The organism is Pseudomonas sp. 1 R 17, assembly GCF_900067035.1.
GTDB lineage: Bacteria > Pseudomonadota > Gammaproteobacteria > Pseudomonadales > Pseudomonadaceae > Aquipseudomonas > Aquipseudomonas marginalis.
This window is the reverse complement of the sequence record NZ_FKLB01000007.1, coordinates 48,167-66,880: the sequence shown is the minus strand read 5'-3', so window position 1 is coordinate 66,880 and position 18,714 is coordinate 48,167. Positions and strand designations below refer to the sequence as shown.

The 18,714-nt window shown below is 60.4% G+C and carries 17 protein-coding genes; 8 read left to right on the top strand and 9 right to left on the bottom strand.

Annotated features, from left to right (window positions below; translation table 11 throughout):
* Positions 1 to 13: 13 nt before the first annotated feature.
* From BFP99_RS01210 to BFP99_RS01200, 3 genes are read left to right on the top strand one after another with little or no spacing between them, the layout of a single operon-like run.
* Positions 14 to 448, top strand: coding sequence for a DcrB-related protein (locus tag BFP99_RS01210; protein ID WP_065946491.1), 435 nt, complete (start codon positions 14 to 16; stop codon positions 446 to 448).
* Positions 449 to 460: 12 nt separating this feature from the next.
* Positions 461 to 4,924 (top strand): RHS repeat-associated core domain-containing protein, encoded by a 4,464-nt coding sequence (locus tag BFP99_RS01205; protein ID WP_065926739.1) that lies wholly within the window; start codon positions 461 to 463, stop codon positions 4,922 to 4,924.
* 35 nt (positions 4,925 to 4,959) lie between these two features.
* Entirely contained in the window at positions 4,960 to 5,547 is a 588-nt protein-coding gene (locus BFP99_RS01200) for a hypothetical protein (RefSeq protein ID WP_065926740.1), read from the top strand.
* 105 nt (positions 5,548 to 5,652) lie between these two features.
* Here the strand turns inward: BFP99_RS01200 and BFP99_RS01195 are convergent, their stop codons facing one another.
* The 3 genes from BFP99_RS01195 to BFP99_RS01185 form a co-directional block, all read right to left on the bottom strand.
* On the bottom strand, positions 5,653 to 5,928 hold the full coding sequence (locus BFP99_RS01195; RefSeq protein WP_003213368.1) for an HU family DNA-binding protein: 276 nt from the start codon (positions 5,926 to 5,928) through the stop codon (positions 5,653 to 5,655).
* A 191-nt stretch (positions 5,929 to 6,119) separates the two neighbouring features.
* Positions 6,120 to 7,268: an NAD(P)/FAD-dependent oxidoreductase gene (locus BFP99_RS01190; RefSeq protein ID WP_065946490.1), complete on the bottom strand. Its 1,149-nt coding sequence runs from the start codon at positions 7,266 to 7,268 to the stop codon at positions 6,120 to 6,122.
* 36 nt (positions 7,269 to 7,304) lie between these two features.
* A complete protein-coding gene (locus tag BFP99_RS01185; protein WP_003213373.1) occupies positions 7,305 to 7,472 on the bottom strand; it encodes a rubredoxin in 168 nt (55 codons plus the stop codon).
* A 197-nt stretch (positions 7,473 to 7,669) separates the two neighbouring features.
* Between BFP99_RS01185 and BFP99_RS01180 the strand changes: the two genes are divergently transcribed.
* Both BFP99_RS01180 and ubiA read left to right on the top strand, forming a co-directional pair.
* Positions 7,670 to 8,233 (top strand): chorismate--pyruvate lyase family protein, encoded by a 564-nt coding sequence (locus BFP99_RS01180; protein WP_065926742.1) that lies wholly within the window; start codon positions 7,670 to 7,672, stop codon positions 8,231 to 8,233.
* A complete protein-coding gene (gene ubiA, locus BFP99_RS01175) occupies positions 8,233 to 9,123 on the top strand; it encodes a 4-hydroxybenzoate octaprenyltransferase (protein WP_065926743.1) in 891 nt (296 codons plus the stop codon). The genes BFP99_RS01180 and ubiA overlap by 1 nt, the downstream gene beginning before the upstream one ends.
* Positions 9,124 to 9,243: 120 nt before the next feature.
* Here ubiA and BFP99_RS01170 read toward each other — a convergent pair whose 3' ends face one another.
* A complete protein-coding gene (locus BFP99_RS01170) occupies positions 9,244 to 9,621 on the bottom strand; it encodes a COG4315 family predicted lipoprotein (protein WP_027608253.1) in 378 nt (125 codons plus the stop codon).
* A gap of 155 nt (positions 9,622 to 9,776) precedes the next feature.
* On the opposite strand from BFP99_RS01170, the gene phoB reads away from it, so the two are divergent.
* The 3 genes from phoB (at position 9,777) to BFP99_RS01155 (ending at position 13,447) form a co-directional block, all read left to right on the top strand.
* Positions 9,777 to 10,466 carry a phosphate regulon transcriptional regulator PhoB gene (gene phoB / locus BFP99_RS01165; protein ID WP_003176964.1) on the top strand — a complete coding sequence of 230 codons (690 nt, stop codon included), beginning with the start codon at positions 9,777 to 9,779 and terminating at the stop codon, positions 10,464 to 10,466.
* Between the two features lie 82 nt (positions 10,467 to 10,548).
* A complete protein-coding gene (phoR, locus tag BFP99_RS01160; RefSeq protein ID WP_235865632.1) occupies positions 10,549 to 11,835 on the top strand; it encodes a phosphate regulon sensor histidine kinase PhoR in 1,287 nt (428 codons plus the stop codon).
* Positions 11,836 to 12,106: 271 nt separating this feature from the next.
* Positions 12,107 to 13,447 carry a hemolysin family protein gene (locus tag BFP99_RS01155; RefSeq protein WP_027608251.1) on the top strand — a complete coding sequence of 447 codons (1,341 nt, stop codon included), beginning with the start codon at positions 12,107 to 12,109 and terminating at the stop codon, positions 13,445 to 13,447.
* A gap of 3 nt (positions 13,448 to 13,450) precedes the next feature.
* Here the strand turns inward: BFP99_RS01155 and BFP99_RS01150 are convergent, their stop codons facing one another.
* The 5 genes from BFP99_RS01150 to pstA form a co-directional block, all read right to left on the bottom strand.
* Positions 13,451 to 14,122, bottom strand: coding sequence for a peptidoglycan DD-metalloendopeptidase family protein (locus tag BFP99_RS01150; protein WP_065926746.1), 672 nt, complete (start codon positions 14,120 to 14,122; stop codon positions 13,451 to 13,453).
* An 82-nt stretch (positions 14,123 to 14,204) separates the two neighbouring features.
* Entirely contained in the window at positions 14,205 to 15,116 is a 912-nt protein-coding gene (locus tag BFP99_RS01145; RefSeq protein WP_027608249.1) for a response regulator, read from the bottom strand.
* Positions 15,117 to 15,284: 168 nt separating this feature from the next.
* Positions 15,285 to 16,046, bottom strand: a complete 762-nt coding sequence (gene phoU / locus BFP99_RS01140) for a phosphate signaling complex protein PhoU (protein WP_027608248.1) — start codon at positions 16,044 to 16,046, stop codon at positions 15,285 to 15,287.
* Positions 16,047 to 16,116: 70 nt separating this feature from the next.
* Entirely contained in the window at positions 16,117 to 16,950 is an 834-nt protein-coding gene (gene pstB / locus BFP99_RS01135) for a phosphate ABC transporter ATP-binding protein PstB (protein WP_027608247.1), read from the bottom strand.
* Between the two features lie 93 nt (positions 16,951 to 17,043).
* On the bottom strand, positions 17,044 to 18,714 hold the full coding sequence (gene pstA / locus BFP99_RS01130) for a phosphate ABC transporter permease PstA (protein WP_027608246.1): 1,671 nt from the start codon (positions 18,712 to 18,714) through the stop codon (positions 17,044 to 17,046).

The window sequence follows — 18,714 nt, the reverse complement described above, 5'->3', positions numbered from 1 at the left end:
AGACCCGTTTGCCATGACGTACCGAATCAACGAATTCCAGTTTCAATTGCCCGCCAGTGAGTTGCAGGACGCGACGATCAATATCCTCAAGTTCCCGGAGTTGGGCACATCCCTGATCGTCAGCCGCAGCCTGTTGGCCGACGGCGAAACCCTGCACAGCAACTTCAACGACCAGCTCCAGCGCCTGGAAAAACAGGTGCAGGATTTGCGCTATCAACCGGGTGTGGACGTGCGTTTGGGCGCCGCGCAGGAGGTGGAAGGCATCGAGCTGCGCAGCCAATTCAACAAGGGCAATGACAAGGTGTTCCAGTACCAGCTGGCCTTGGTGATACCGGGCACGCGCAAGATGCTCGCGTTGAGTTATGTGAAGGCGGACACGCTGGGGGATGCCGAGGCGGCGCACTGGGCCTTGATCAAAAACTCGCTGTCGTTCGACGCTATTTCCTGATGAGTTGCTTGTATGTCTGACGCGTTATGGGCGGCCCGGATGGGCGATGCGCTCTCCCACACTTCGATGATGGCCGACATCCTCGGCGGTGTGCTGGAGGTGGCGGCCAATATTGCGATCACCGCCGTGGCGACTGCGGCGGTGGTTGCCGCCACCGGGATTACCGTGGCCACCGGCGGGCTGGGTTGCTTCCTGCTGGGCGCCGTGGTGGGCACGATTGTCGGCCTGGCCATGAGCAAGACCGGGGCGGACAAAGGCTTATCGAATTTATGCGAGAGCTTCAGCAACGCCCTGTTCCCGCCTACGGTACAGGCGAACATTCTCACCGGTTCCACCAATACCCTGACCAACAGTATTCCGGCCGCTCGCGCCGCTGGCGCGATCAGTTCTCACGTCGCACCCGCCGGCACTGAGCTGGAAGAACCCGCGCCCGAGCCGGAAGCCAGCTACCTGGACATGGCCGAGAGTTTCTTCTCGCAGATGTGGCGCCCCACGGTTGCCACACCTGCGCCCGGCGCCGAACCCAAGCCGCTGGATTTGGTCACGTGCATGAAGCACCCGCCGATGCCGCCGCAGTTTCTGGCCGAGGGTTCGGAAAAAGTCACCATCAATGGCCAGCCGGCAGTGCGCAGCGGTGACCGCAGCACCTGCGATGCAACGGTGGTGTCGTCGGGGCTGATTTCCTCCAACGTGACCATTGGCGGCGGTTCGGTGGTGGTGCGCGAGATCCGCAGCGGCAAGACGCCGGGCGTCGGGCTGGCGGTGACAGCGTTGTTGATGCTCAAGGGCGGCAAGGGCAAGTTCTTCAGCAAGCTGCCGTGCATGTTGATCGGCGGCGCGACCTCGATGGCCGTGAGCAGCGCGATGGGGGCTATGGCCAATGCGGCCATGGGCTCGTCGAACCCGGTGCATGCGGCCACCGGCGCCAAGGTGCTGGGCGGCGATGATGAGCTGGATTTCGTACTGCCCGGCATCCTGCCGATTGATTGGCAACGCTTCTACAACAGCCGCGACGAACGCTCGGGCAGCCTGTTCGGCGCAGGCTGGAGCCTGCCGTATGAAGTGTGCGTCGACATCCAGCCTCACCCCGACGGCGGCGAAACGCTGGTCTACACCGATGAACAGGGCCGGCCTATCGACATGGGCAGTATTCCCCTGGGCGGCGCGGTGTTCAGCGCCGGTGAAGGGCTGGCCGTGCGCCGACACCTCAATGGGCAGTTGCTGATCGAAAGCGATGACGGGCTGTATCGCTTATTTGAGCCTTCCGCCAACCCGGCGTTGCTGCGCCTCAGCCAGCTCGGCGACCGCAACGACAACCGCATCCATGTTGATTACGACGAAGCCGGGCGGCTGATCCGGCTGCGCGATACGTTCGACCTGGTGCAAGTGGAGTTGATCCGCGATCAAGGCCACGTGGTGCGGCTCGAACGACTGTACCCCGATCAGCGTCGCGAAGTACTCGTAAGCTATGGCTACGACGCTATCGGCAACCTGGCTGAGGTCCGCGATGCCACTGGCCAGGTACAGCGACGCTTCAGCTATGATGCCGGCCAGCGCATGGTCGAGCACCAGTTGCCGACCGGTCTGCGCTGTTTCTACGAATGGGCCTTGGTTGAAGACGTGGAATGGCGCGTGGTCCGGCACTGGACCGACGAAGGCGACGCCTACCAGTTCGACTATGACTTGCAGGCCGGTATCACGCGGATTACCGACGGCTTGCAACGCGTCAGTACTCGCCACTGGAACACCCAGCACCAGATCGTTCGCTACTGCGACAACCTCGGGCAAACCTGGCTGTTCGAGTGGAACGACGAGCGCCAATTGCTCAGCGCCACCGATCCACTGGGCGGGCGCTATACGTACAGCTACGACGACGCCGGCAACCTGATCGGCGAGACCGACCCGCTGGGCCGCAGTGACTCGACCTTGTGGCTTGAGCATTGGGCACTGCCGCTGGTGGAGACCGACGCCGCCGACAATAGCTGGGCGTATCGCTACGATCAGCGCGGCAACTGCATCGCCGAAACCGACCCGCTGGGCTACGTCACCCGCTACCGTTATGACGATCACGGCCAGGTCGTGGAGATCATCGACGCCACCGGCAAAAGCAAGAAGCTGCGCTGGAATCCGTTTGGGCAGTTGGTCGAGCATATCGATTGTTCGGGTTACCCGACGCGTTTCAGTTACGACGAGCGCGGTTATTTGCAGGTCATTACCGACCCGCTAGGGGAACGAACAACCTTCACATACGACACGACGGGCAGGATGCTCAGCCAGCAGTTGCCAGATGGTCGCATCGAGTATTTTCAACGCAACGCCTGCGGACAATTGACGGTCCATACCGACCCGTCAGGCCACTCGACTCATTATCAGTACAACCCTCGCGGGCGCATTCGCCAGCGCACGGATGCGCACGGCCGCAAAGTGCAATTCAGCTATGACAGCTACGCACGGCTGCAAGCACTGACCAATGAGAATGGCGAATGTTATCGTTTCACGTGGAATGCCAATGATCGCCTGGTCGAGCAGCGCGACCTAGATGGCAGCGCCCATCACTATGACTACGATGCATTGAACAGCATCACCAGCGTCACTGCTTTACCAGCTCACGACAGCAATGCGCCAGGTATCCCTGAACAGCCTATTGTTCACTATTTGGAGCGTGATGCTGCCGGGCGCCTGGTTGTCAAAATCACCGACGATGGCCGCACGGATTATTTATACGACCTCCTGGATCAATTGATCGCAATCACATTCAAGGACGCCCAGGGCAACGAACAAAAATTGAGTTATCGCTATGACGCCCTCGGCCAGCCACTTGAAGAGCAAAGCTCGGCCGGCAGTTTGAAACATCGCTATGACGAATTGGGCAATCTGACCCAGACCCAATTACCCGATGGTCGCTGGATCAACCGTCTGTACTACGGCAGCGGTCATTTGCACCAGATCAACCTCGATGGCCAAGTCATCAGTGACTTCGAGCGTGACCGCCTGCATCGTGAAGTACTTCGCACACAAGGTCAGATCAGCACCCGCACTGAATATGATCGAGGCGGGCGGTTGCGCGCTCGTGTACGGTATCCAAGTACCCTGCCGCGACCACTGACGGGAATGAGCCCGACATACTTCGACTTTGATCCCAGCGACAACCTGATCGCCCGCCACGAACAAAAAGCAGGAATTGCACACCAACAGTCGTTTCACTACGACGCCACTGATCGCATCATTGCCAGCCAGAATCCAATACATGGGACGCAGGAAAGCTTTGCTTATGACGCAGCGGCCAACCTTCTGGATGGTCCCCTGCCCGGTGTAGGCCTGGTGGTACATAACAAATTAATGACCTACCAAGACAAGCGTTACCGGTATGACAGTTTCGGTCGGCTGGTTGAAAAACGTAGTGCTCGTCGCGCCGTTCAACTATTCAAGTACGACGCTGAAAGCAGAGTGGTCGAAATACGAAATCAGCACGCCGCCAATGAAACCGTCATCACAATGACCTACGACCCTTTAGGTCGTCGGATTACAAAAACCGAACAAAACAGCAACGGTAATACGCTTGGTACCACTCGTTTTGTCTGGGACGGGTTGCAACTGATACAAGAGCATCGTAATAACCAGACCAGCCTTTATCTTTATGAAGATGGGAGCTATGAAGCGCTGGCACGTGTTGATGGCCTGGGCCCACTGCAAAGAATCAGGTACTACCACAACGACCCTAACGGACTGCCGCACGAATTGACGGACCACGATGGGCACCGTGTATGGCAGGCCAGTTATTACGCTTGGGGTAATACCGCCGAGGAAACCAGAGAATCTTCTTACATCGAAGAGCAGAACTTGAGGTTTCAGGGGCAATACTTGGACCGGGAAACCGGTTTGCACTACAACACGTTCAGGTTTTACGACCCCGATATAGGTCGGTTTATCACACCGGACCCCATAGGACTCGCCGGTGGCTTGAACCTCTATCAGTACGGGCCTAATCCGATGGGCTGGTGTGATGCGTGGGGGCTGGCAGGCAGTCCAACCACAGCGACTCATATCACCTACCTGGGCGTCGACAAAGCGACCGGCAAACCTTATGTGGGTTATGCCAGCATGCAAGGCAAGCAGGTAGGTTCAGACGTGTTGAACTATCGCTACGGGTCAAATTTCGATCGCTTTGGCGGCCAGGCACCTCAAGTCCTGCATACCGCCTATGGACAGGATGGCAAGGACACCACACGAGGGCTGGAACAACGAGTGTATGAAGGTTTGGGAGGAAAAGATGGAACCGCCAACGCACAAAATCCGGTCGGCAAAGGAAATGGCCGAAGGAAAGAATACCTAGCTGCGGCGGATAAACATTTGTCTCAGACTGACTCAGGCAAAGCACTGGATAAACGCATAAAAGCCGCGAATAAAACCAAGGGCAAAGCCCCTGCCAAAGTCGCCGGCAAAAGCAGGGGTGCGCGAGCAGGCCGCTGCTCGTGAATATCATCAATGACTATTGAAAATGGAGTGAGCCCATGGCCAAGCGCATCCTCTGGAAGGAAGGCGATCTAGTCAGCCTCAAATTGCGAGATGACTTATACACCGTAGGCCAGATGATCAAAAACTCCGTCATGCGCTTCTACGATGTGAGAAGTGTGGACGGCGCCTGGACCGAGCTTGCGCTGGACAACAGTATGATCCTGTTCAGTGGTTTTGTCGGCAAGGTGGTGACCCAGAGATTGGCAACGGAAAAACTAATTTCCGTCACACCATTTAGCCTTTCGGATCATGAGCGTTATTGGCTCAGGCCCCACGTCAGCTTTGAGGGCGGCTTTCCGTTTCGAGATGCTGATCTTGTTGACCTCGGCATCGGCTGCGATGCTGACTACAGCCTGGTACCTGCACTAAAGGAAGATCTGCAACTTTCTGACAGTCGCGACATTATCGAAAAGTATGAGTTGACCAACATGTGGGGAGACGAGGACCTCACCGACAGACTGTGTCGCTACTTCGATACCGGTGTTAACCGGGATGATTTGAAATTTGAAGTCTTTCCGGGACTCTGGAACGATCGTGAAAGCCTCAGGCCTTTGACCCGACGACTGCCTTTGCCGTTGAGATAAACAAGCAGTGTTTAGGTGATTTGAAGCATTAAAAAATGGGCACCCAACCCAGTCGGCGTGCCCATTCTTCTTACCGCCCCGCCTCCCTTCGAGACGGTACCGCAATTACGGGTTGACGCTGTCTTTGAGCGACTTGCCCGGCTTGAACGCAACGGTGTTGCTCGCCTTGATCTTCACAGGCTCACCGGTTTGCGGGTTTTTGCCGGTGCGGGCGCCACGGTGGCGTTGCAGGAAGGTGCCGAAGCCCACCAGGGTGACGCTGTCCTTGCGGTGCAGGGCGCCGGTGATTTCTTCGAGAACGGCGTTGAGGACGCGGTTGGCCTGTTCTTTGGTGAGATCCGCTTTTTCAGCGATGGCGGCTGCGAGTTCTGGTTTACGCATATGTGAAGCCTCTTTGACGGTTTTTTGTTGTTATGTCCGTGCTGCTCGTCTGTGGAGCAGCGCCCAAAGCGCCGCAGGCTCTACTCTGCGGCAGACGGGAGTGAGGATGGCATGCCCTCGCACGCTCCGCCAGTCTCGCGGCGACCTTTCTCGGGGGAAAAACGTGCTTATTCCGACAGAACGACCGGTATTTACGCCAGCAACGGCGGAAGTTCTTTGTTGAGGGCAAGTTTTTCCATCACGGCGTTGCCGGTCAGCGCGTAACCCAGCAGACGACCGTTGGCGTCGCGGCACAGGGCCTTGATGTCGGCACCCTGGCCTTCGACGCTCCACACCCCTTCGGTGCCCCGTGGCGGCGGGGATACCACCAGCGGGCAGACCGGGGTTTTCACGGTGACCGGCATCGGACCGTAGCTGACGGCCGTGGCGTTACCGGCCAGGGTCTGGGCCAGGGCACGGGCGCAGCTCATCAGCGGCATGACGTACAGCAGGTTGAGGCCATCAACCTCGGCGCAGTCGCCCAGGGCGTAGATATTGGCGTGGGAGGTCTTGAGGTGGCGATCCACCATGATCCCACGGTTGGTCTGCAGGCCGGCCGCCGCAGCCAGGTCGACACGCGGACGCAGGCCGATGGCCGAGACCACCAGATCGCAGTGCACCACTTCACCGTCCGACAGATGCGCTTCCAGGCCGTCAGCGCTGCGTTGCAGGCGGTTGAGCACCGGGCCCAGGTGGAAACGCGCCCCCAGCCCTTCCAGGCCGGCCTGTACCGCTGCGGCCGCCGCCGGGTGCAGCAGGGTCGGCATGACTTGCTCGCACGGCGCCACCAGGTCGATTTCATAACCGCCGAGGATCAGGTCGTTGGCGAATTCACAGCCGATCAGGCCGGCGCCGAGCAGCAGCACGCGGCGCTTGCCGGCAGCGGCGGCGCGAAAGCGGGCGTAATCTTCGAGGTCGTTGATCGGAAAAACCAGCTCAGCGGCGTCGCCTTCAACCGGTACCCGCACGGTCTCCGCGCCCCAGGCCAGGACCAGATCACGATAGACCACCGCTTCTTCACCGATCCACAGGCGCTTGTGGCCGGGGTCGATGCCGCTGACGCGGGTGTGGGTGCGCACTTCGGCCTTGAGTTGCTCGGCCATGGCGCCGGGTTCGGCCATGCTCAGGCCATCGGCTTCCTTGTTCTTGCCAAAGCCGGTGGAGAGCATGGGCTTGGAGTAGGAGCGCCCGTCATCCGCGGTGATCAGCAGCAATGGGGTCTCGCTGTCGAGCTTGCGAAACTCCCGGGCCACGTTGTAACCGGCCAGCCCTGTGCCGATGATCACGACAGGTGCGTTCATTCCTTTCTCCTTGTAGTACGGTTCTGAAACTGAAAATTAGCCGATTTCGATCATTTCGAAATCCATTTTGCCGACGCCGCAGTCCGGGCACAGCCAGTCTTCCGGTACGTCCTGCCACAGGGTGCCCGGAGCGATACCATCATCCGGCCAGCCGTCTTTTTCGTCATAGATCAGGCCGCAGACTACACATTGCCACTTCTTCATTTACTTGCTTCCTCAGGGTCCAGGCAGGTTGGCCGGCGGTCGATGGATCCAGCGTTGCCGCGCGGCTCAGGGCGTTTTGTACTGATCAGGGCCGACAGATGCAAGCTCGATCGACACAAGGCGCCGGGCCGGGCCGGCAAAAGATCAGGACGCCATGGTAAGCTCGCCGCCTCTTTTGCCGCCAATACTGACGCACCGTGCCGCACTCAATCGCCCTTCCCGATGCTTGCCAATGGTTGACCCAGAGCCTCCTGAGCCCTGCGCCCGCGCCCTTGACCCTGAACTGGCTGTTCGACGAAGGCTCGCTGACCCGCCGGTTGACGTGGCTGTCCCACGATGGCTTCAGCGTGACGCCGCTGTTCGAAGGCTGGCAGCCGCTACGCGATGATGAATGCGCGGCGCTGCGCATGCCACCGGCCAGTATCGGTTGGGTGCGCGAGGTGTATTTGCGCGGGCATGGCCAACCGTGGGTGTTTGCCCGCAGTGTGGCGGCGCGCAGTGCATTGCAGGGCGACGGCTTGCATATGGATGAATTGGGCAGCCGTTCCTTGGGCGAATTGCTGTTTTGCGATCGCGCGTTCACCCGCCAGGCCATCGAGGTGTGCCATTACCCTCGCCAATGGCTGCCCACCACGGACCAGGCCGACGGGCTGTGGGCGCGCCGCTCACGCTTCGATCGCGGGCCGCTGAGCGTGCTGGTGGCGGAAGTCTTCCTGCCGGCTTTCTGGCATGCGCTGCATGACCATCCGGAGAACTGCTGATGTATCAACGTCTGCTCAAATCCTTGAACCGCCTGCACCCCCGGGCCTGGGATTTCATTCAGTTGACCCGCATGGACAAGCCCATCGGCATCTACCTGCTGCTGTGGCCGACGCTGTGGGCGCTGTGGATCGCCGGCAAGGGCTCGCCGTCCCTGGCCAATATCGTGATTTTTGTGTTGGGCGTTACGCTGACTCGCGCTGCCGGTTGCGTCATCAATGACTGGGCGGACCGCAAGGTCGACGGCCATGTGAAGCGCACCGCGCAACGCCCGCTGGCCAGCGGCAGGATCCGTTCGAAAGAGGCCCTGGTGTTCTTTGCGGTACTGATGCTGATCAGCTTCCTGCTGGTACTGCTGACCAACGCCACCACCATCTGGTTATCGCTGGGCGGCCTGGCACTGGCGGTCAGCTACCCGTTCATGAAGCGCTACACCTATTACCCCCAGGTGGTGTTGGGCGCGGCGTTTTCCTGGGGCATGCCGATGGCGTTCACCGCCGAAACCGGCCACCTGCCCGCTACCGCCTGGCTGCTCTATATAGCCAACCTGTTGTGGACAGTGGCCTACGACACCTATTACGCGATGACCGACCGCGACGACGACTTGAAGATCGGCGTCAAATCCACTGCCATTCTGTTCGGCGATGCCGACCGGGTGATCATCCTGACCCTGCAAGGCCTGGCGCTGCTGTGCCTGTTGCTGGCCGGCGCACGGTTTGAGCTGGGGAGTTGGTTCCACCTGGGGCTGCTGGCGGCGGCAGGCTGCTTTGCCTGGGAGTTCTGGTACACCCGCGACCGGGACCGGATGAAATGCTTCAAGGCGTTTTTGCACAACCACTGGGCCGGGTTGGCGATTTTTGTCGGGATTGTGGCGGATTACGCGTTTCGCTGAGGTTTTTGCAGTGCCTGGTCGGGCCTCATCGGGGGCAAGCCTCCTCCCACATTTGAATGTGTTCACACATCAAAAGGTGGGAGGGGGCTTGCCCCCGATGGTTTCAGCAGCACCGCGAAATCAGGGCTTGATCACATGCCATGCCCCACCCTTGCCATCACCGCTCTTGTCACCGGCCTTGTGGTCATCCTTGTAGGTGTAGACAGGTTTGCCCTTGTAGGCCCATTGACTGGTCTGGTCATCACGGGTGATCACGGTCCAATCGCCCATTGATTTGTCGGTAGACTCTGCTTTCAGCGGCGGCCAGTTGGTCGCGCACTGGTCCTTGCACACTGACTTGCCATCGGCGTCCTTGTCGAAGGTGTAAAGGGTCTTCCCACTGTGATCCACTAACAGACCGTTCTGGGTCATCGCCGGCTCCGCCGCGAATGCCAGTGTCGGGAGCGTCAACGCCGCCGTGACCAGCAGGGCCTTCCAAGAAAAAGTACTGTGAGTCATCGGAACCTTCCTTTTGTGGTTGTCAGGATTCGGACCCAAAGCGTAGTCCAGAGTGCCCCGAATTGCCCAAGCGACTAAATTACTGTCACACGACTGCAATAATTCCGTTATCTAATGCGGCGCAAGACAGTTAAATGACAAGAGGATTTTCGAGCATGGTTGGCAGGAGCATTCTGATTGTTGACGACGAAGCGCCCATCCGCGAGATGATCGCCGTTGCGTTGGAAATGGCCGGCTATGACTGCCTGGAGGCGGAGAACTCCCAGCAGGCCCATGCCATTATCGTCGACCGCAAGCCGGACCTGATCCTGCTGGACTGGATGCTGCCCGGCACCTCCGGCATCGAACTGGCCCGCCGCCTCAAGCGCGATGAGCTGACCGGGGATATCCCGATCATCATGCTCACCGCCAAGGGCGAAGAAGACAATAAGATCCAGGGCCTGGAAGTCGGCGCCGATGACTACATCACCAAGCCGTTTTCCCCACGGGAACTGGTAGCGCGCCTGAAAGCCGTGCTGCGCCGTGCCGGCCCGACCGATGGCGAAGCACCTATCGAAGTCGGTGGTCTGCTGCTGGACCCGATCAGCCACCGCGTAACCATCGACGGCAAGCCGGCCGAGATGGGCCCGACCGAATACCGCCTGCTGCAGTTCTTCATGACCCACCAGGAGCGTGCCTATACCCGTGGCCAGTTGCTGGACCAGGTGTGGGGCGGCAACGTGTATGTCGAGGAACGCACCGTCGATGTGCATATCCGTCGCCTGCGCAAAGCCTTGGGCGATGCCTACGAGAATCTGGTACAAACCGTGCGCGGCACCGGCTACCGGTTCTCCACCAAGGGCTGAGCCAGCCACTTTCCTTCCTTAACAGCTGACAAGGACGCATGTTTAAGTGAACCAGAACTGGCATGGCACCCTGATCCGCCACATGCTCCTGTTGATCACCGCCTGCTTGTTGGTCGGCCTGGTCAGCGGCTATTACGGCTGGAGCCTGGCCATCGGTATCGGCCTGTACCTGGGCTGGACCCTCAAGCAATTGCTGCGCCTGCATGAATGGCTGCGCCAGCACAAACCCGACGAAGCACCGCCCGATGGCTACGGCCTGTGGGGTGAGGTGTTCGACAGCATCTACCACCTGCAACGCCGCGACCAACGGGTACGCGGGCGCCTGCAAGCCGTGATCGACCGGGTGCAGGAGTCCACCGCTGCGCTCAAGGACGCGGTGATCATGCTCGACAGCGACGGCAACCTGGAGTGGTGGAACCGCGCCGCCGAGACCCTGCTGGGCCTCAAGACGCCCCAGGACAGCGGCCAGCCGGTAACCAACCTGGTGCGTCACCCGCGCTTCAAGGAATACTTCGAGCAGGACAACTACGAAGAAGCCCTGGAAATCCCCTCGCCCACCAACGACCGTGTGCGTATCCAGTTGTACCTGACCCGCTACGGCAACAACGAACACCTGATGCTGGTGCGCGACGTAACCCGCATCCATCAACTGGAGCAGATGCGCAAAGACTTCGTTGCCAACGTCTCCCACGAACTGCGCACGCCCTTGACGGTGATCTGCGGCTACCTGGAGACGCTGCTGGACAACGTCGAGGAGATCAACCCGCGCTGGAGCCGTGCCCTGCAGCAAATGCAGCAGCAGGGTTCACGCATGCAGACCCTGCTCAACGACTTGCTGTTGCTGGCCAAGCTCGAGGCCACGGATTATCCGTCGGACAACCAACCGGTAGCCGTCCAGAGCCTGTTGCAGACCATCAAGAATGACGCCAAGGCCCTGTCGGGCGAGCGCGGGCAGCAGATCAGCCTGGATGCCGACCCGCAGGTGTTGCTCAAAGGCAGCGAGGGCGAATTGCGCAGCGCGTTCTCCAACCTGGTGTTCAACGCGGTGAAGTACACCCAGGACAAGGGCACTATCCGCATTCGCTGGTGGGCCGACGAGCAAGGCGCACACCTGAGCGTGCAGGACTCTGGCATCGGCATCGACGCCAAGCATCTGCCGCGCCTGACCGAGCGTTTCTACCGCGTCGATTCCAGCCGCAACTCCAACACCGGCGGCACCGGGCTGGGCCTGGCCATTGTCAAGCATGTGCTGCTGCGCCACCGTGCACGCCTGGAAATCAGCAGCGTGCTGGGACATGGCAGTACATTCACCTGCCATTTTCCACCCGCGCAGATGACCCGTTCGCGGCTCGTCGGAAATGACGAATAACTCAAACACAGCACAAAACTAAATGTGGGAGGGGGCTTGCTCCCGATGGCGGTGCATCAGTATCAGATATGCTGACTGACACACTGCTCTCGGGAGCAAGGCCCCTCCCACAATTGGAATTGTGCTGTTTCGAATAAGGCATTCCAGGCCCCACCCGGCAGCAACCACTAGGCAAGCGCCCCGTCAGCCGCTACATTGGCCGACTTGCGCCTGCCTTTCAGGCCCTTCTGTCACCCCCTTATTGAACACACGGAACCTGCAAAACCCAATCATGGACCCTTCCCCTGGTATCACCCTCGCCACACTCTTCGCCGATTTCGGCATGATTCTTTTTGCTCTAATCCTGGTACTGCTCAACGGTTTTTTCGTTGCGGCGGAATTTGCCATGGTCAAGCTGCGCTCGACCCGGGTCGAGGCCATCGCCCACACCAACGGCTGGCGCGGGCAGATCCTGCGTACCGTGCACAGCCAGCTCGACGCCTACCTGTCGGCCTGCCAGCTGGGTATCACCCTGGCCTCCCTGGGCCTGGGCTGGGTCGGTGAGCCGGCGTTCGCGCACATCCTCGAACCGCTGCTGGGCGCCGCAGGCGTCGAATCGCCGGAAGTGATCAAGGGCGTGTCGTTCTTTGCCGCGTTCTTCGTGATTTCCTACCTGCACATCGTGGTCGGTGAACTGGCGCCCAAGTCCTGGGCCATTCGCAAGCCCGAACTGCTGTCACTGTGGACGGCGGTGCCGCTGTACCTGTTCTACTGGGCCATGTACCCGGCGATCTACCTGCTCAACGCCAGCGCCAACGCGATCCTGCGCATCGCCGGCCAAGGCGAGCCCGGCCCGCACCACGAGCACCATTACAGCCGCGAAGAGCTCAAGCTGATCCTGCACTCCAGCCGTGGCCAGGACCCGAGCGACCAAGGCATGCGCGTACTGGCCTCGGCCGTGGAGATGGGCGAGCTGGAAGTGGTGGATTGGGCCAACTCCCGTGAAGACCTGGTGACCCTGGACTTCAACGCCCCGCTCAAGGAAATCCTCGCGCTGTTCCGTCGCCATAAATTCAGCCGCTATCCGGTGTATGACGCGGTGCGCAACGAGTTTGTCGGGCTTTTGCACATCAAGGACCTGCTGCTGGAACTGGCGGCCCTGGACCACATCCCCGAATCGTTCAACCTGGCCGAGCTGACCCGCCCGCTGGAACGTGTGTCGCGGCACATGCCGTTGTCGCAGTTGCTGGAGCAGTTCCGCAAAGGCGGCGCGCACTTTGCCCTGGTGGAAGAAGCCGACGGCAAGATCATCGGCTACCTGACCATGGAAGACGTGCTGGAAGTGCTGGTGGGCGATATCCAGGACGAACACCGCAAGGCCGAGCGCGGCATCCTCGCCTACCAGCCTGGCAAATTGCTGGTACGGGGCGATACGCCGCTGTTCAAGGTGGAACGCCTGCTGGGCGTCGACCTGGACCACATCGAGGCCGAAACCCTGGCAGGGCTGATCTACGACACCCTCAAGCGCGTGCCGGAAGAGGAAGAAGTGCTGGAGGTTGAAGGCTTGCGGATCATCATCAAGAAGATGAAAGGGCCGAAGATCGTGCTGGCCAAGGTCCTGCTGCTGGATTGACCCTCAATTGCCCAATGCAAAATTGGGCAATGTCCCGACCGGCTGGTTGAATTCGTAAGGAATCGACACCAGCCCGGCCGCGGTACTCTGTTGCACCACAAAGTGCAGGTGCGGCCCGCTGCTGTTGCCGGTATTGCCCGACAACCCCAGCGCGCTGCCCACCGCCACACGCTGCCCCGGCCTGACACTCACCGAGCCTTGCTTGAGGTGCAGGTACACACCCTGGGTGCCGTCATCGTGCTGCACGCGCACGAAATTGCCTGACGCATCGTTGCCGCGTCCGATCTGGCTATTCTCGATTTTCACCACCACACCGCTGCGTGCCGCGATGATCGGCGTGCCTTCGGGCATGGCGATGTCCATGGCGTAGCGGCTTTTGGCGTCGGTGTGGCTGAAGCTGCCGTTGGGACCTTGGGTCAGGCGGAACGGACCGCCACGCCAGGGCAAGGGGTAACGGTAGGCTTGTTGCGGGTAAACGGGTTTTGGCCTGTAGAGTACCGGCGGCTGTACGCGCTCGACCCTACGTTCCTGGATCACGAACGCCTGGGCGCCGGGGGTTTGCCGATCGCTGAAAAACACCATGCCGTTGGCATCGGTGGATTTGTACAGGGTCATGGCCTGGGTCGAATTGGCGACCAAGGCCAACATGCAGGACAGCAAAAGGCGAAGGAGCATGGCGCGAACCTGCCGGAGTGAATGAACAGCAAGCTAGCAAGGGATCATGACAATCCCGGGGCACGCCCCTTCGGACTGAAAGTCAGGCCCCCGGCACAAAATGCTTCTGCGCCGTACCGCGCGCAATCAGGCGGGAGATGTAGTCGAGCTTCTGCGCATCCTGGTCGATAAAGCGGAAGGTCAGTTGCAGCCAGTCACTGTCCGGCTTGGGTTCGAAGGCGACGATGGCGTGCAGGTAGCCGTTGAGACGCGCCACCTCGGCGTTGTCGCCCTGTTCCAGGTCGAGCACGGCACTTTCCAGTACCTGAGGCAGGACCTCACCGCGACGCACCACCAGCAGCGCCTCCTTGATGCTCAGCGCCTTGATCACGCATTGCTGAGTGCCGCTGGACAGGCGCAACTGGCCCTGGCCACGGCCGCCAGTGGGTGCAGCGCCTGGCGCTTGGACCGGCGGGGCGTTGTTAAGCAGGCCTTTGCTTGGCGCAGACGCAGCCGCCGCAACGGGGGCTGCACGTACGGCTTCAGGCTTGCCACCGGTCAGGGCACTCAGGGAATCATTGCCGAAGGCCGAGTTCATCTTGGTCGGCGCGCTGGCGACCAGGGCGTCGAGGCGACCGACCTTGTGCAGGGCTTGCTTGACCTTGTTCAGCAGTTGCTCGTTGGTGAACGGTTTGCTGACGTAACCGGAAACCCCGGCCTGGATCGCCTGGACCACGTTCTCTTTGTCGCCACGGCTGGTCACCATCACAAACGGCATGGCCTTGAGGTGCGGTTGCTCACGGCACCAGGTCAACAGCTCCAGGCCGGACATCTCCGGCATTTCCCAGTCGCACAGCACCAGGTCGAAGCTCTCGCGCATCAGGATGGTCTGGGCCTTCTTGCCGTTTACCGCATCTTCAAGCTTGATCCCGGGGAAGTAGTTGCGCAGGCACTTCTTCACCAGGTCGCGGATAAACGAGGCGTCATCCACCACCAATACACTGACTTTACTCATCGACCCTTCATCCTATAAAAACTTCGGCACGCAAAACGCCTGACTAATGGCATTTTGCCAAAACTCTGTAGTCACGTTCGGACTTTCTTTTACCCGATTCGCAAAAAATTCAGGCGCCACAAACGAAAACGCCCGACCAGAGGCCGGGCGTTAATTTCTCGGGCAACCTTACTTATCGTCAGGTTCGCCCGGAACATTAGGGATTTGATCGGCTGAACCCTCAACTTCGGCCTTCATGCGCTTGAGACCCATGTGCCGTACGTCGGTACCGCGCACCAGATAGATCACCAGTTCCGAGATATTGCGCGCGTGATCACCGATCCGCTCCAGGGAGCGCAACACCCAGATGATGCTCAAGACCCGCGAGATAGAGCGTGGGTCTTCCATCATGTAGGTGGCCAGCTCACGCAGGGCGGTCTTGTATTCTCGGTCGATGACCTTGTCGTACTGCGCTACCGACAATGCCAGCTCGGCGTCAAAGCGCGCAAAGGCATCCAGGGCATCCCGTACCATGTTGCGCACCTGGTCGCCGATATGACGCACTTCGACATAACCGCGCGGCGCTTCACCCTCTTCGCACAGCTGGATGGCACGGCGGGCAATCTTGGTGGCTTCGTCGCCGATCCGCTCGAGGTCGATCACCGACTTGGAAATGCTGATGATCAGGCGCAGGTCGGATGCTGCCGGCTGGCGACGGGCGAGAATGCGCAGGCATTCTTCGTCGATGTTGCGTTCCATCTGGTTGATCTGGTCGTCGATCTCGCGCACTTGCTGGGCCAGGCCCGAGTCGGCCTCGATCAGCGCAGTAACGGCATCGTTGACTTGCTTCTCCACCAGCCCGCCCATCGCCAGGAGGTGGCTGCGCACCTCCTCGAGCTCGGCGTTGAACTGCGCGGAGATGTGGTGGGTAAGGCCTTCTTTGCTAATCATGTTGGCGTCCTTGGAGCGTCCGGTAAGGTGCGGAGAACCGCAGCGTCAGTGCAATCAGAACCACAGCTTCCTAGCCGTAGCGACCGGTGATGTAGTCTTCGGTCTGCTTCTTCGCCGGATTGGTGAACAGGGTGTCGGTATCGCCGAATTCCACCAGCTTGCCCATGTACATGAACGCGGTGTAGTCGGAAACCCGCGCCGCCTGTTGCATGTTGTGGGTCACGATGACGATGGTGAACTTGGACTTGAGCTCGTAGATCAGTTCTTCGACTTTCAGCGTCGAGATCGGGTCGAGTGCCGAGCACGGTTCGTCGAGCAGCAGCACTTCCGGCTCCACGGCGATGGTGCGCGCGATCACCAGACGTTGCTGCTGGCCGCCGGACAGGCCGAGTGCCGATTCGTGCAGGCGGTCCTTGACCTCGTCCCACAGCGCCGCGCCTTTAAGGGCCCACTCAACCGCTTCGTCGAGGATGCGTTTCTTGTTGATGCCCTGGATGCGCAGGCCGTAGACCACGTTTTCGTAGATGGTCTTGGGGAACGGGTTAGGCTTCTGGAACACCATGCCCACACGGCGACGCAGTTCGGCCACGTCTTCGCCCTTGCGGTAGATGTTGGTGCCGTAGAGGTTGATGGCCCCGTCCACGCGGCAACCGTCCACCAGGTCGTTCATGCGGTTGAAGGTACGCAGCAGCGTGGACTTGCCACAGCCCGACGGGCCGATAAAGGCGGTCACGCGCTGCTTGGGGATGTTCATGCTGACGTCGAACAGTGCCTGCTTGTCACCGTAGTACAGGCTCAGGCCCGGTACTTCGATGGCCACGGTTTCCTGGGCCAGGCTCAGGCTCTGTTTGTCGCGACCCAGGGCAGACATGTTGATGCCGTGGGAATGGGTGTCGTGTTGCATGGTCTCACTCCGTTCGTAGCTGCACGCTTTTAGCTGCAAGCTGCAAGATTTGAGCAAAAGCGGCTTGTAGCTTGCCGCTTGTGGCGAATAGCTTTAGCTGTCCAGCGCCTTGTACTTCTCGCGCAGGTGGTTACGAATCCACACCGCCGACAGGTTGAGCGTGGCGATCACCAGCACCAGCAGCAAGGCGGTGGCGTACACCAGCGGCCTTGCGGCCTCGACGTTAGGGCTCTGAAAGCCGACGTCATAGATATGGAAGCCCAGGTGCATGATCTTCTGGTCCAGGTGCAGGTACGGGTAGTTGCCGTCCAGCGGCAGCGACGGGGCCAGTTTCACCACGCCGACCAGCATCAGCGGCGCCACTTCACCGGCGGCGCGGGCCACGGCGAGGATCATGCCGGTCATCATCGCCGGGCTGGCCATCGGCAGCACGATCTTCCACAGCGTTTCCGCCTTGGTCGCGCCCAGCGCCAGGGAGCCTTCACGCACCGTACGCGGAATCCGTGCCAGGCCTTCTTCGGTGGCCACGATCACCACCGGTACCGCCAGCAGCGCCAGGGTCAGCGAGGCCCAGAGCAGGCCCGGTGTACCGAAGGTCGGTGCCGGCAGCGCTTCGGCGAAGAACAGACGGTCGACCGAGCCACCCAATACATACACGAAGAAACCCAGGCCGAACACGCCGTAGACGATGGCCGGTACACCCGCCAGGTTGTTCACGGCGATGCGGATGATGCGCGTCAGGGTGTTCTGCTTGGCGTATTCACGCAGGTACACCGCCGCCAGCACGCCGAACGGGGTCACGATCATCGCCATGATCAGGGTCATCATCACGGTGCCGAAGATCGCCGGGAAGATCCCGCCTTCGGTGTTGGCCTCCCGCGGGTCATCACTGAGGAATTCCCACACCTTGCTGACGTAGAAACCGATCTTGGTCACGGTCCCCATGGCGTTCGGCTGGTAGGCGTGCACCACCTTGCCGATGCCGATTTCAATTTCCTTGCCGTTGCCATCGCGAGCGGTCAAGGCATCGCGATTGAATTGGGCGTGCAGGTCGGCCAGGCGCGCTTCGATGTCCTGGTAGCGCGCGTTCAGCTCGGCACGATCGGCCTCCATGTCGGCCTGGGCGGCAGCGTCGAGCTTGCCTTCCAGTTCCAGTTTGCGGCCATGCAGGCGGATGCGCTCGAGGCCGGCGTTGATCGCGCCGATGTCGGACTTCTCCAGGGTCTTGAGCTGGGCCGCCAGCTTGTTCACACGGTCCACGCGGGCTTGCAGCTCCGGCCACGCGGCCTCGCCTTCAGCGATGACCTTGCCATCCTGCTTGACGTTGACCAGGGTGCCGTAGAAGTTGCCCCACTCACGACGTTCGATGGTCATCAGGTTCTTCGGCGTGCTCTGGTCCTTCAACCATTCGCCGACGATCCAGGTGAAGTCGTTGCCGTTCAGGTCGCGGTTGCCGACCTTGATCAGCTCGCGGGTCATGAACTCCGGGCCCGCATCGGGCACCGGCAGGCCCGCGCTTTTCAGGCGCTCGCGCGGCACTTCTTCTTTCTGCACCACTTCGCCGATGACGATATGGTTTTCCTGGCCCGGCACGTTGTAGTTGGCCTGGATCAGGTCGGCCGGCCAGAAGTGGCCCAGGCCACGCACGGCAATCACGGCCAGCAAACCAATGGTCATGATGACCGCGATGGACACCGCGCCACCGCTGATCCAGACGCCCGGAGCGCCGCTCTTGAACCATCCATTCAGGGAGTTCTGTTTCAC

Bases quoted from the DNA above. Each gene is read 5' to 3' on its own strand.
- pstB (WP_027608247.1), bottom strand. From the start codon at position 16,950: ATGCAACACGACACCCATTCCCACGGCATCAACATGTCTGCCCTGGGT.
- BFP99_RS01210 (WP_065946491.1), top strand. From the start codon at position 14: ATGACGTACCGAATCAACGAATTCCAGTTTCAATTGCCCGCCAGTGAG.
- phoU (WP_027608248.1), bottom strand. From the start codon at position 16,046: ATGATTAGCAAAGAAGGCCTTACCCACCACATCTCCGCGCAGTTCAAC.
- BFP99_RS01150 (WP_065926746.1), bottom strand. From the start codon at position 14,122: ATGCTCCTTCGCCTTTTGCTGTCCTGCATGTTGGCCTTGGTCGCCAAT.
- BFP99_RS01190 (WP_065946490.1), bottom strand. From the start codon at position 7,268: ATGAACGCACCTGTCGTGATCATCGGCACAGGGCTGGCCGGTTACAAC.
- ubiA (WP_065926743.1), top strand. From the start codon at position 8,233: ATGTATCAACGTCTGCTCAAATCCTTGAACCGCCTGCACCCCCGGGCC.
- BFP99_RS01155 (WP_027608251.1), top strand. From the start codon at position 12,107: ATGGACCCTTCCCCTGGTATCACCCTCGCCACACTCTTCGCCGATTTC.
- BFP99_RS01170 (WP_027608253.1), bottom strand. From the start codon at position 9,621: ATGACTCACAGTACTTTTTCTTGGAAGGCCCTGCTGGTCACGGCGGCG.
- BFP99_RS01200 (WP_065926740.1), top strand. From the start codon at position 4,960: ATGGCCAAGCGCATCCTCTGGAAGGAAGGCGATCTAGTCAGCCTCAAA.
- BFP99_RS01145 (WP_027608249.1), bottom strand. From the start codon at position 15,116: ATGAGTAAAGTCAGTGTATTGGTGGTGGATGACGCCTCGTTTATCCGC.
- BFP99_RS01195 (WP_003213368.1), bottom strand. From the start codon at position 5,928: ATGCGTAAACCAGAACTCGCAGCCGCCATCGCTGAAAAAGCGGATCTC.
- phoR (WP_235865632.1), top strand. From the start codon at position 10,549: ATGCTCCTGTTGATCACCGCCTGCTTGTTGGTCGGCCTGGTCAGCGGC.
- BFP99_RS01205 (WP_065926739.1), top strand. From the start codon at position 461: ATGTCTGACGCGTTATGGGCGGCCCGGATGGGCGATGCGCTCTCCCAC.
- BFP99_RS01185 (WP_003213373.1), bottom strand. From the start codon at position 7,472: ATGAAGAAGTGGCAATGTGTAGTCTGCGGCCTGATCTATGACGAAAAA.
- phoB (WP_003176964.1), top strand. From the start codon at position 9,777: ATGGTTGGCAGGAGCATTCTGATTGTTGACGACGAAGCGCCCATCCGC.